A 12,288-nucleotide genomic window follows, 5' to 3' on the forward strand; every position below is an offset into this window, starting at 1 on the left:
CCTCGTACGCATCGGCAAGCTCATCCGTGACGCCCGGCAGCACCGTGGCTGGACCCAGTCGCAGCTTGCCGAGGCGCTCGCCACCTCCCAGAGCGCCGTGAACCGCATCGAGCGCGGCAACCAGAACATCAGCCTTGAGATGATCGCCCGGATCGGTGAAGCCCTGGACAGCGAAATCGTCTCCCTGGGCTACGCGGGCCCGATGCACCTCAGGGTGGTGGGCGGCCGCCGGCTGTCCGGCGCCATCGATGTGAAGACCAGCAAGAACGCGTGCGTGGCCCTGCTGTGCGCCTCGCTGCTCAACCAGGGGCGCACGGTGCTGCGCCGGGTCGCCCGCATCGAAGAGGTGTACCGCCTGCTGGAGGTACTGAACTCCATCGGCGTCCGCACCCGCTGGATCAACAACGGCGTCGACCTGGAGATCGTCCCGCCGGCCGACCTCGACCTGGACTCCATCGACGCGGAGGCGGCCCGCCGCACCCGCTCGATCATCATGTTCCTCGGCCCGCTGCTGCACCGCATGGACCGCTTCAAGCTGCCCTACGCCGGCGGCTGCGACCTCGGCACCCGGACCATCGAGCCGCACATGATCGCGCTGCGCCGGTTCGGCCTGGACATCGCCGCGACCGAGGGCCAGTACCACGCCGTGGTGGACCGGGGCGTGAGCCCCGACCGCCCGATCGTGCTGACCGAACGCGGCGACACCGTGACCGAGAACGCGCTGCTCGCCGCCGCCCGGCACGACGGCGTCACGGTCATCCGCAACGCCTCCTCCAACTACATGGTCCAGGACCTGTGCTTCTTCCTGGAGGCGCTGGGCGTGAAGGTGGAGGGCATCGGCACCACCACGCTCACCGTGCACGGCATGCCGCGGATCGACGCGGACGTCGACTACTCCCCCTCCGAGGACCCGGTCGAGGCGATGAGCCTGCTCGCCGCCGCGGTGGTCACGGAATCCGAACTGACGGTGCGCCGCGTGCCCATCGAGTTCCTGGAGATCGAGCTGGCGGTCCTGGAGGAGATGGGCCTCGACCACGACCGCACACCGGAGTACTTCGCCGACAACGGCCGCACCCGCCTGGTGGACCTGACCGTGCGCCCCTCCAAGCTGGAGGCGCCCATCGACAAGATCCACCCCATGCCGTTCCCCGGCCTGAACATCGACAACGTTCCGTTCTTCGCGGCCATCGCGGCCACCGCGCAGGGCAAGACACTGATCCACGACTGGGTCTACGACAACCGCGCCATCTACCTCACCGACCTCAACCGCCTCGGCGGCCGCCTCCAACTCCTCGACCCCCACCGGGTCCTGGTCGAGGGCCCGACCCGCTGGCGCGCCGCCGAGATGATGTGCCCGCCGGCCCTGCGGCCCGCGGTGGTCGTCCTGCTCGCGATGATGGCGGCCGAGGGGACGTCCGTGCTGCGCAACGTGTACGTCATCAACCGGGGTTACGAAGACCTCGCCGAGCGGCTGAACTCGATCGGCGCGCAGATCGAGATCTTCCGGGACATCTGAGGACCCGGGACGCCGGACCCCTGCCGGCCCGCCCCGCCGCGGGTCCGGGAGGGGTCCGGCGGTGTCTTCGACGACGGTGCCGCGCCGCCGCCCGGGGTCTCTTCGGCCGGGCTGGTTGCCTCCCGTCTCCTCGGGTACAGCGATTGAATGAGGGTGACAGCCGACGTGCCCGGAGTTTACTGAAAGTGATGTGTTCGTGACCCGTCTCGGCGGCCCCGGCGGCGACCATGCGAAGGGAACCGGCGACGGCCCGGAGGCCGTCGCGCTGGAGGTCGCCGATGCCGTGGAGACCCTGGCCAACCTCTGGGCGACGGCGGCTCAGGAGGCGGCGTTGCGGCTGTCGCTGCACCAGTTGCGGGCGCTGCGGGTCCTGGAGGGGGCGCCCGACCTGAACCTCACCGGGCTGGCGGAGCAGCTCGACATAGGACTGCCCACGGCCAGCCGGCTGTGCGACCGGCTGGAGGCCGCCGGACTGCTGGAGCGGACGCTGCACCCGCGCAGGCGGCGCGAGGTGCGGCTCAGCCTCACCGTGCACGGGCGGCGGGTGCTCCAGGACGTCGCCGGGCGGCGGGCGCAGGCGCTCGCCGCCGCGCTGGCCACGATGGAGCCGGTCGACCGGGAGGCGCTCAGGCGGGGCATGCGGGCCTTCCTGGCCACCCGGGACGCCCCGTCACCGGCGGCCGGGCAGGCCCCCGAGGGGACCTGAGCCGTCAGGCCACTGCGGCCGGCGCCGAGTCGGCCGCCCGGCCGGTCCAGTCCAGGCAGACCACCGCGGCGTCGGCCGCGAGGTCCGTGCCGCCGAAGTGCTCGATCAGCCCGGCGACGACGGCGCGGGCCGTCTCGTGCGGGGGCGTCCCGCCCGTGGCGCCCAGGACCTGCCGCAGGGCGCGTTCGCCGAAGATGTCGCCGGTCGCCGAGCGGGTGCCGTGGACTCCGGTGCTGACCACGATCAGACGGTCGCCGGGTTCGACGTGGAAGGCCTGCTCCTCGTAGGGCGTCTCCTCGAACATGCCCAGCGGCAACTGCGCCTCCAGCCCGATCCGTTCGACCGCGGTGCCGCGCTGGCGGAACAGCTGCGGGGAGCCCGCGTCCACGGCGTGCACCGTGCCGGTGTCCAGGTCGAAGCGGAGCAGGAGGGTGGAGGCGTACGCGGTGCCGCCGTAGTGGGCGAAGAGCGCCTGGTCGGCGAGGCAGGCCTGGTCGGCCAGGGAGATGCCGGCGCGGCGCGCGTTGCGCAGGGCGCCGACGGCGAGGCTGGTGAGCAGGGAGGCGTCGATGCCCTGGCCCATGCCGTCGGTGACGGTGAGCGTGAGGTCGTCGACGCCGGTGGACCAGTCGAAGTTGTCGCCGCCGATGGCGTAGGCGGGTTCCAGGTGGGCGCCGATGACGTACTCGGCGCGGGCGCAGCCACGGCCCGGCAGCAGCTGCCACTGCATCTCGGCGGCGAGGGTGAGGCGCCGGGTGCGGCGGGCCCGGAGGTAGAGGTCGGTGTCCCGGCCGGCGGTGGCGACCTCGTGGCCCAGTGCGGTGGCGAACTCGCCGAGCTGGAGGACCAGGGACGGCTCGATCCGGTCCGCGGGGAGGCGGACGGCGAGGACGCCGAGGCGGTCGCCGCGGACGGTGATGGGCAGATGGACCACGCCGGTCGCCGGGTCGGTGGTGACCTCGACGACCGGGGACTGGGCGGTGAAGGCGGTACCGGCCGGGCCCTCGCGGGCGGGGACCGGATCGCCCGTGTGCGGGAGGTGGGTGACCGGTTGCAGGACGGTCAGGCCGTAGTCGGCGAGGAGGAGGGTGACGTCCCGGGCTCCGGCCCGCTCGGCGAGCAGCCGGGCCGCGGTGGCGACCAGTGCGTGGGGCGGTGCCGCGCGCAGCCGGCTCTCCGCCGACGGGACCGGTTCAGAGGCGTTCACGGCGTCCACCCTCTCCTCTTGTGGCCTCCACGGTATCGCGGCTAGGGGGCCGTCCCGGCGGGATCCGGGAGGCTGCGGCAGAGCAGCAGGCAGACGTCGTCGTCGCGTTCGGAGTCGTGCAGCAGGGGCTTGAGCAGGGCGTCGGCGGAGGCGTCCAGGTTCTCCAGGTCCGCGCTGCTCAGCGCGGCCATGGCCTGGCCCAGGCGCTCGATGCCGGGGTCGATGCCGTGGGCGCGCCGTTCGACCAGGCCGTCGGTGTACAGGGCGACGGTCGAGCCGGGCGGGAGCGGGAGCGTGTGGTCCTCGTACGTGAAGGGCACCGGGACGCCCAGCATGATCCCGGGTTTGGCGTCGAGGACCCGCACCGTCGCGTCGGGGGCGCGCACCACCGCGGGGGGATGTCCCGCCGCGGCCCACACCAGGGTGGGGTCGCCGGGGCGGAAGCGGGCGACGAGGGCGGTCGCGTACAGGGAGGGCTGCAGGTGGCGGAGCATGCGGTGCAGCCGGGTGAGGATGCGTGCGGGGCTGTCGTCCTCGACCGCGTAGGCGCGCAGCGCGGTGCGCAGCTGGCCCATCATGACGGCCGCGTTCAGGCCGTGCCCGGTGACGTCCCCTATCACCGCGAGCACGCTGCCGTCGGGCTGGACGAAGGCGTCGTACCAGTCGCCGCCGATGTTGAGGCCGTGGGTGGCCGGCAGGTAGCGGGCGGCCAGCCGCAGGCCGTCGGTGGTGGGCAGTTCGGTGAGCTGGGCCCGCTGGAGGGCCTCGGCGACGTCGCGGTGCTGCTCGTAGCGGCGGGCGTGGTCCAGGGCGACGGCCCACCGTCCGGCCAGTTCCATCAGCATGACGGCGGTGTCGGGGTCGAAGCGGCGGCCGGGCGCGGTCAGTGTCAGCACGCCCAGCAGCCGGGGTGCGGTGAGCGGGATGCAGAGCAGCGGGCGGTCCGGGGAGAGCACGGAGGGCGGCAGGTCGTCGACACCGGGGAGCCCGCCGGGGTGGGGAGCGGCGTGCTGGGGCCGTCCGCTGCGGGCGGCGGTCACGGCGGCGGCCGGGCGGTCGCCTCCGCGGAGCGCGTCCTCGTCGTCGAAGAGCCAGATGTCGGCCTGTTCGGCGAAGTCGGGGACCAGCAGCTCGGGGAGGCGGCGCCGGATGTCGTCGAGGTCGAGGGAGGCGGTCACGGCGGCGCTGGCGTCGGCGAGGAAGGTCAGCAGGCGGCGTGCCTTCTCCGCGTCGGCGCGGGCGGCCCGTTCGGCGTCGAGCAGCTCGTGCTGGGCCTCCGCGGCGGTCTCGAGTTCGGCGTGCAGGGCGAGCACGCCCTGGTTGGTGTGGTGGAGTTCCTCGCGGTGCAGCCGGACGAGGTCCTCCTGCTCGGTCAGGCGGTCCACGAGGGTGGCGGTGTGCTCGTCCTCGGCAAGGAGGGCGTCGGCGAGGTCCTGTGCGGTCAGGTCCGCCGGGCCGGTGCGGGGCGGCGGCACGGGTGCGCGGCAGGGCATCGTGTACCGCCAGGCGGGCCGGCCGTGCGGACGTACGACGATCCGCATCCGGCCGTCGGGGTCGGCGCCGGGAACGGCCGTGTCCGGCACGTCGAGGAGGACGTCCGCGCCTCCGGTGTCCAGGCACTGCCGCAGCCGCGTGGTGAAGTCGGTGAGGAAGCGAGCGCGTTCGACGGCGGGCACGTCGGCGTCCGCGGTGAGCCGCGTCAGGAGGGCGCGGACGCGGGCCGCGTCGGGCGTGGAGCGGATCGTCCAGATGTCACGGGTGGTCATGGGCCTCGGTCCGGCACTCGGGGGCCAGTACGGCCACGCTGGTGTCGTCGCGTGCGGGGCTGGCGGCGCTGCTGGCGTCCCGGAGGACGGCCGCGGCGATCAGCGCGGGGTCACGGGTGAGCAGGTACGGGTCGTCGGGAGGCGTCCAGCGGCTGGGCAGGCCGTCGCTGTGCAGCACGAGCAGGCTGTCCGCGGTCCACGGCAGCCGCTGGACGGGCACGGTGGCGGGGAAGGCGGCGCCGACGATGCCGGGGTGGGAGACCAGGGCCTGCCAGCCGTCGACCGTGCGCAGTCGGGACCCGGCGTTGCCGACTCCGGCGAACCGCAGCTCGCGGGCGTCGGTGTCCAGTTGGGCGACGGCGACGGCGGCACCCCGGGTCGGCCGCAGTGCCGTGTCCAGCCGGCGGAGGATGTCGGCGGGCGGCAGCTGGGCCGTGCGGTGCAGCTCCTCGACGGCGGCGGCGGACGCCTCGGCGGCCTTGGGGCCGTGACCGAGGCCGTCGGCCAGCATCAGGGTCAGCAACGGGCCGGAGCGTGCCCACGTCCAGACGTCGCCGGAGAGTTCGGCCGGGGCCAGGGGGATGTTGATGCCGCCGACCCGGGGTGCCGCCGGCCATGGGGCGGGCTCGGGGTCGATGCGGGCCAGGGCGAGGGTCCCCCGGCCGCGCACGCTGTGCAGATCGAAGGCGTTGGATATACGCAGGCAGGTGCCGAGACCCGCGCCTAGCGACGAGGGGGTGGTGGTGAACCCGTCCCGCCGGGCGGCGGCCACATCGGCGATGCCGGGGCCGTGGTCGAGGGCGACGAGCTGCACCGCCGGGGTGCGGGCCGTGCCGTTCGCGGCGGGACGCTCCACGAGGTTGATCACGACGCGGCCGCCGCCGGCGTGCTTGAGCAGGTTGGTCGCCAGCTCGGTGGCGACGAGGGCGGCGATCGCGGTGCGGTGCGGGCCGAGCCGGGCTTCCCGGCAGGCGGTCTCGGCCGCCACCCGGACGTCCCGTACCCGGGTGGAGTCGTGCACCGGAACGTCCCACGCCCTGTTCATCGCGCCCCCGGTCGACGCGGGCCCGCCCCCGAGCGGGGGGCGGGCACGCCGGTCACCCACGCCACCGCGGTGACGGTGGTGCCCCGGCCGGGCCCGGTCTCGATGGCGAACTCGTGCACCAGCCGCTCGGCTCCGCTCAGGCCGAGGCCGAGACCGCCGCCGGTGGAGTAGCCGTCGGTCATGGCCAGCGCCACGTCGCGGATGCCGGGACCCTGGTCGACGAAGGACAGCCGCAGTCCGGTGCGGTGGCCCTCCTCCAGCGGTGTGATCTCGGCCTGTCCGCCGCCCCCGTGGACGAGGGTGTTGCGGGCCAGCTCACTGGCGGCGGTGACCAGTTTGGTCTGCTGCACCAGTCCGAATCCCAGCTCGGTCGCCACCAGTCGTACGTGCTGCCGGACCCGGGCGAGATCGGCGTCCGAGCCGATCGGCAGGGCGATCGGGGCCGGGCGGCGGGGCAGAACCTCCATCATGGGCTCCCCTCCGTACGGTCCACGGCCTCCGGGCGTTCCACGACCGGGTCGGAGAGCAGGCGCATCGCCCGGTCGACGTCGAGCGCGGTGGTCAGCCCGGTGAGGGTGAGCCCCAGCTCGACCAGCGTGATCGCCACGGCCGGCCGCATCCCGGCCAGCACCGTGCGGGCCGCCAGGAGCGCGGCGGTCCTGGCGATCTCGGCGAGCACCCGCCCGAGGTACGAGTCGACGATGTCGACCCCGGAGATGTCGATCACGACACCGGTGGCGCCGCTGCGGGCGATGCGCTCGGTGATGTCCTGCTGGAGCTGCTCCGCCGTCGCGTCGTGCAGTTCGCCCGGGAGGGTGACCAGCAGGATGTCTCCCAGCGCCAGCACCGGTACGGGGCTCGGCGGGCCCGGCGACGGGACGGTCATGACCGGCTCGCTCCGGCGGCCGGGCGGCCCGGGACCACGATGCCCTGCCGGCCGAGCGCGTACGCCAGCGCGTCGGCGAGACCGGCGCGGGTGACGACCGAACCCAGGTCGATGCCGAGGTGCACGATGGTCTGCGCGATCGCGGGACGGATGCCGGAGACGATGCACTCCGCGCCCATCAGACGGGCGGCGGCCACCGTCTTCATCAGGTGCTGGGCGACGAGCGAATCGACCGTGGGCACGCCGGTGATGTCGAGGATGGCGTACTCGGCGCGCTGGTCGACGATGGCCTCCAGCAGGCTCTCCATGACCACCTGGCTGCGGGCGCTGTCCAGCGTGCCGATCAGCGGTACGGCGACGATGCCGTCCCACAGCTGGATGACCGGCGTGGCCACTTCCATCAGCTGCAGCCGCTGACGCTCGATCAGTTCCTCGCCGGCGTCGAGCGCCGTCTCCATCACGACCAGGCGCAGGGTGCCCATGAGGACGGCCAGCGTCAGCACCGCCTCGTGCGCCTCCGGCGCCGACGGGTCGGCGAACTCGCCGCGCAGCAGCTCGGTGACGGGTGCGCGCAGGCCGGCGACCTCGTCGGCGATCTGGGCCGGGCTGGAGCCGGTGCGGGCCCGGGAGGCGGCCGTCCGCCCCAGCTGGTCGCGGACGGCGGCGAATCCGGGCGCCGAGATGTCCTCCAGCCGCCCGTCGGCCGCCACCTCCGCCAGGGCGTCCACCACGGCCTTGCAGGCCTCCACCGCCTCGTCGCGGGAGACGGTGAAGACCGTGCGGAACAGCGGTGCGTCGGCCCAGCGCTGGGCGATCTGCTCACGGCGCCGTCGGAGGAAATCGGTTACTCGTTGGGCCGCCGCCTCGTGGGCCGCGTCGTGCTCCGACACCCGCATCGTCTCCCTCAGTACAGGCTCTGCGGCCGCCCGGCGGCTGACCCCAGCCGATCATTGCCGTATGACAAACATTAGCGGCGGGGGTGAAGCGCAAACAACAGGCGGCCGATGTCATGGACGGACCTTTGCGCTCGTCGCGGAGGAGCCGCTTCCGCGGCCACGGCGTACGAGCGCGGTCCTGGTCAGCGGCCGTGCCAGTCCAGGCAGACCACCAGCGCGTCGTCGTCCGGGACCGCTCGGCCGCGGTGGCCGGTGAGCTCCCGCAGGATGGCGCGCGGCACCTCGGCCGCGGACAGCAGCCGGGTGGACTGGATGGCCCGGGCCAGGGCCGCGTCGCCGTACGTCTCGCCCCGCGGGGAGGCCACGGCGTACACCCCGTCGCTGACGAAGATCAGCCGGTCGCCGGGCTCGGCCCGGAACTCCTGGGCCACGTAGTCGGTCTCCTCGAACATGCCGAGCGGCAGCTGGGCCTCGAAGGAGATCCGCTCGACCGTGCCGTCGCGCAGCCGGAACATCTGCGGGGAGCCCGCGTCCACCACCCGGGCCCGGCCGGTGGCGATCTCGAAGTCGAACATCAGCATCGACAGATAGCGACGCCCCCGGTAGTGGGCGTAGACCGCCTGGTCGGCGAGGGCCGCCTGGTCCGCGAGGGGAATGCCGGCCCGGCGGGCGTTGCGCAGCGCGTTGATGGCCAGGTTGGTCAGCAGGGACGCCTCTATGCCCTCGCCCATGCCGTTGGTGACGTAGAGCATGAGGTGGTCGGCCGTCGCGGACCAGTCGAAGTTGTCGCCGAAGATGGCGTAGGCGGGTTCGAGCTGGGCGCCGAGCTCGTACTCCGGGCGGACGCAGGAGCGGCCGGGCAGCAACTGCCACTGCATCTCGGCGGCCAGGGTGAGCCGGTCCTTGCGGCGGGCCTGGAGGTAGATGTCGGTGTCCCGCTCGGCGACGACCACCTCGTGGCCGAGCACCTCGGCGACATCGGCCAGCTCGGCCTGGCACTTGTGCGCCTCCGCGCTGCCGGCCAGCGTCACCGAGAGCACTCCGAGCCGGTCGCCGCGCACGGTGACGGGCAGGTGCACCCGCGCCCTGCCGTCCGGCAGGACCTCCGCGAACGGCTCCTGGGCCCCGAAGGCGCGGCCCTCGGGGCTGTTGTGCACCGACACCGGTTCCATGGTGTGCGGCAGGACGGACACCGGCTGGAGCACCGTCAGGCCGTAGTCGGCCATGAACAGCTCGACGGACTCCGCCGCGTACTGCTCGACCAGTACGCGGCGGACAGCGTCGAGCAACTCGTGGGGTGCCGCCGTACGCAGGGCGCGCTCAGCGGTCACATATCTGTTCACGATGGAAGAAACACCAATCCTCACGCCGGACATGTGTGGGCCTCGCTCGGGGGAGCAGGCCGTTCGACGTAGCCGTGCCGGTCGACCAGGGCATCTGCGGCCGGCCTTGCTGCCTAGTACGCTGGCGGCCGTCCCGGTGTCTGCGAGAGTGTGACAGTGACTGCCTTCCGCCCCCGCCCACAGCCCGACGAGGTCGCTCGTGTGACCTCCACGGCCGCGGAGCTGCTGGAAGTGCTCTGGGGCCGGGCCTCGACCGCGCCGGCCTCGGCGTCCCAGCTGCGCGTGCTGCTCATCCTCGAGCACCACGACGGCATCAATCTGCGCACCCTCGCCGACTCGCTCGCCTCCACGCCCCCGTCGACCAGCCGCCTGTGCGACCGGCTCCAGGCCGCCGGATTCATCGAGCGGGTGGCGAGCCCCGCCGACCGGCGGGAACTCCGGCTGCACCTCAGCGGGCGGGGCCGCGCCTTCCTCGGCGACCTGCGCGCGCGCAGGGAGGAGGAACTGCAGGCGGTGCTGGCCCTCATGCCGGCCGCCAAGCGGACCGCGTTGCTGGAGGGGCTGGAGGCTTTCTGCGACGCGGCGGCGCTCCGGATACACGACGCCGACGCGCCGGAGTCCGGCAGCCGGACCGCCTGAGCGGCGGCTGACCGCGGACCCTTGTTCGCCCGGACCGGCCGGGCGGCGCACGGAGCGGCCTGCTCCCACCGGGACATCCCAGATCCTTCCCCGCACACGTCCGACACGGCTCACTTTGTTGCCTCACGGCTACAGTTGTCAAACGGCAACTGTTCCCCCGAGGGAACTTCTCGGGACCCGTGTACCCCGAGCCGCCGCCACCTGTGCACGTGTGGTGAAGGTCTCTGAACCCAGGTGGCGAAATGGGCTTTTTGCCGGGCGGTCGTCCAGGGTCCTGGGGAGGGTTCGGGCCGGGGAAGGCGGTGCGCGGGACGCCGGCGGGGACGAGGGCATGAGAGGTCGCGCGGCCGGCGGGGCCCGGTCGCTGCGGTCAGGGCCTGCCTGACGATTCCCGTCGTCCGCCCGGGGGCGGGGCAGGCGGAGATTTCAGACAGGCCGTAGGGGTCATGGAGGCCGGCAGGTTGCCGTGGCTCGGCTGCGCCGTCCGGCGGACGGTCATCGCGTGAGGACAGGCACGCCAGGAAGGCCCGGGACGAAGTCCACGGGCCGTTCGAGCGGCAGCCGTTCCGGATCTCGACGCCCGCTTCCCTGGACTCCTGGACCTCATCCGGAAGAACCCGGCGCCTCCCCGGGCGCACCGACCCCCGTATGCACCGGCATTTCGCGGGGCGGACTCGCGCCCGCCCCGCGATCGTCGAAGCAGGGCACACCGTCATCCGCCAGCGGCGATGACTGTGGCACGCACGCTCTTCCGGGCGGCCGGTTCTACTCTTTAACGGAGATCAGTTGCTCGAAGCGCAACACGTTCCTCGTCCTCACCGCCGACATCGGCACCCAGCAGGGCCCGGGTCGCCGGGTGCCCGGGAGCGGTGAACACGTCCGCCGTCGGACCCGATTCGGCCACCCGGCCCCCGTCGAGCACCGTCACCGTGTCCGTGCGCTCGGTGATGAGCGCAAGGTCGTGGCTGATGAGGACGAGCGCGGTGCCGCGCTCCTCGCGGAGCCGGGCGAGGAGGTCCATGATCGCCGCGGCGGTGGCGATGTCCAGCGCGGAGGTGACCTCGTCGCAGATCAGCACGTCGGGATCCGCGGCCAGCGCGCGGGCGATGGCGACCCGCTGGCGCTGGCCGCCGGAGAGCTCGTGCGGATAGCGGTCGGCGAACGCGGGCGGCAGGCCCACCTGTTCGAGCAGGTCCGCCACCCGCCCCGGTGTCTCCGCCCGTGGGCAGCGGCGGTGCAGCCGCAGCGGGCGGCCGATCGCGGCGCCGACGGTGCGGCTGGGGTTGAGGGCGCCCAGCGGGTTCTGGGTGACCAGCTGGACCCGGCGGCGCTGTTCCCGGGCCCGGCCGCGCGGGCCGGTGCCGAGCGGGCGGCCGTCCAGCCACACGGTGCCGGAGGTGACCCTCTGCAGGCCCACGACCGCGCGGACCAGGGTGGTCTTGCCGGATCCGGACGCGCCGACGAGGCCCGTGGCCCCACCGGGGGCGACGCTCAGGCCGACCCCGTCCAGGGCGGTGGCCGCGCCGCGCCCCCGGCCGAAGGTGACGCGCAGGTCCCGGGCTTCGAGGACGGGAGGGCCGGCGCGGTCCGGGGCGCGCCGCGCGGCGGCCCGCACGACGCGCGGCGCGGGCAGACGGCCGCCCAGTTCCACCACGTCGTCGGCGATCCGCTCGACCAGCTCCGGGTCGTGGCAGGACAGACAGACGGCCAGCCGGTGCTCGGCCGCCAGAAGGCGCAGCAGATCGCCGATCTCCTCACGGAGTTCGGGGTGCAGTCCGGCGGTCGGCTCGTCCAGGAGCAGTACGTCGGGGCGGCGCGCGAGGGCCCGGGCGAGCGCGACCCGGCGCTGCTGGCCGCCGGAGAGGGCGGCGGGGCGGCGGGCGGCGAGCCGGCCGTCGTCGGGGAGGCGGACCTCGGCGAGCAGGGCCGGCACGGTGTCGGCGGCGCGGTCGGCGGCGAGTTCGCGGACCAGGGTGCGCACCCGCATCCGCGGGTTCAGGCCGGACCCGGGGTCCTGGCCGACGTAGGCGAGGCGGGTGCTGCGCAGGGCGCGCAGTTCCTTCTCGGAGACGGCGAAGACATCCTGGCCGAGCACCTCGACCCGGCCCGCGGTGCGCCGGGTGCCCGGGGGCAGCAGGCCCGTCACCGCGCGCAGCAGGGTGGTCTTCCCGGAACCGGACGGACCGGTGAGGGCGGTGACCCGGCCGGGGCGCAGCGCGAGTTCGACGCCCTCCAGGAGCAGGCGGCCGTCGGGGGCGGTGACGGTGAGACCGCCTACCTGGAC

Annotated in this window: 11 protein-coding genes; 3 read left to right on the forward strand and 8 right to left on the reverse strand. The window is 73.9% G+C overall.

What is annotated here, in order from left to right; genetic code table 11:
- Both CCN42_RS05490 and CCN42_RS05495 read left to right on the forward strand, forming a co-directional pair.
- Positions 1-1,516, forward strand: a 1,516-nt coding sequence (locus CCN42_RS05490) for a UDP-N-acetylglucosamine 1-carboxyvinyltransferase (RefSeq protein WP_211294634.1), incomplete at its 5' end; no start/stop codon positions are given.
- Positions 1,517-1,712: 196 nt separating this feature from the next.
- Entirely contained in the window at positions 1,713-2,222 is a 510-nt protein-coding gene (locus tag CCN42_RS05495) for a MarR family winged helix-turn-helix transcriptional regulator (protein ID WP_086733362.1), read from the forward strand.
- Positions 2,223-2,226: 4 nt separating this feature from the next.
- On the opposite strand, the gene CCN42_RS05500 is transcribed toward CCN42_RS05495, so the two are convergent.
- The 7 genes from CCN42_RS05500 to CCN42_RS05530 all read right to left on the reverse strand — a co-directional run bounded on the left by CCN42_RS05500 (position 2,227) and on the right by CCN42_RS05530 (position 9,398).
- On the reverse strand, positions 2,227-3,438 hold the full coding sequence (locus tag CCN42_RS05500; protein ID WP_086733345.1) for a PP2C family protein-serine/threonine phosphatase: 1,212 nt from the start codon (positions 3,436-3,438) through the stop codon (positions 2,227-2,229).
- 32 nt (positions 3,439-3,470) lie between these two features.
- Entirely contained in the window at positions 3,471-5,195 is a 1,725-nt protein-coding gene (locus CCN42_RS05505; protein ID WP_086733347.1) for a PP2C family protein-serine/threonine phosphatase, read from the reverse strand.
- Positions 5,182-6,240 (reverse strand): ATP-binding SpoIIE family protein phosphatase, encoded by a 1,059-nt coding sequence (locus CCN42_RS05510; protein WP_086733363.1) that lies wholly within the window; start codon positions 6,238-6,240, stop codon positions 5,182-5,184. Before CCN42_RS05510 ends, CCN42_RS05505 begins: the two co-directional genes overlap by 14 nt.
- Entirely contained in the window at positions 6,237-6,710 is a 474-nt protein-coding gene (locus CCN42_RS05515) for an anti-sigma regulatory factor (RefSeq protein ID WP_245877163.1), read from the reverse strand. Before CCN42_RS05515 ends, CCN42_RS05510 begins: the two co-directional genes overlap by 4 nt.
- Complete coding sequence (locus CCN42_RS05520) at positions 6,707-7,126, reverse strand: STAS domain-containing protein (protein WP_086733351.1); 420 nt, start codon at positions 7,124-7,126, stop codon at positions 6,707-6,709. Before CCN42_RS05520 ends, CCN42_RS05515 begins: the two co-directional genes overlap by 4 nt.
- On the reverse strand, positions 7,123-8,022 hold the full coding sequence (locus tag CCN42_RS05525) for an STAS domain-containing protein (RefSeq protein ID WP_086733353.1): 900 nt from the start codon (positions 8,020-8,022) through the stop codon (positions 7,123-7,125). Before CCN42_RS05525 ends, CCN42_RS05520 begins: the two co-directional genes overlap by 4 nt.
- A gap of 182 nt (positions 8,023-8,204) precedes the next feature.
- Entirely contained in the window at positions 8,205-9,398 is a 1,194-nt protein-coding gene (locus tag CCN42_RS05530) for a PP2C family protein-serine/threonine phosphatase (protein WP_211294635.1), read from the reverse strand.
- A 168-nt stretch (positions 9,399-9,566) separates the two neighbouring features.
- On the opposite strand from CCN42_RS05530, the gene CCN42_RS05535 reads away from it, so the two are divergent.
- Positions 9,567-10,004, forward strand: a complete 438-nt coding sequence (locus tag CCN42_RS05535) for a MarR family transcriptional regulator (RefSeq protein WP_086733358.1) — start codon at positions 9,567-9,569, stop codon at positions 10,002-10,004.
- A 772-nt stretch (positions 10,005-10,776) separates the two neighbouring features.
- On the opposite strand, the gene CCN42_RS05540 is transcribed toward CCN42_RS05535, so the two are convergent.
- Positions 10,777-12,288: ABC transporter ATP-binding protein (locus tag CCN42_RS05540; protein ID WP_086733360.1), on the reverse strand; the 1,512-nt coding region annotated here is incomplete at its 5' end.

The organism is Streptomyces glaucescens, assembly GCF_002154375.1.
In the GTDB taxonomy this organism is placed as follows: Bacteria; Actinomycetota; Actinomycetes; order Streptomycetales; family Streptomycetaceae; genus Streptomyces; species Streptomyces glaucescens.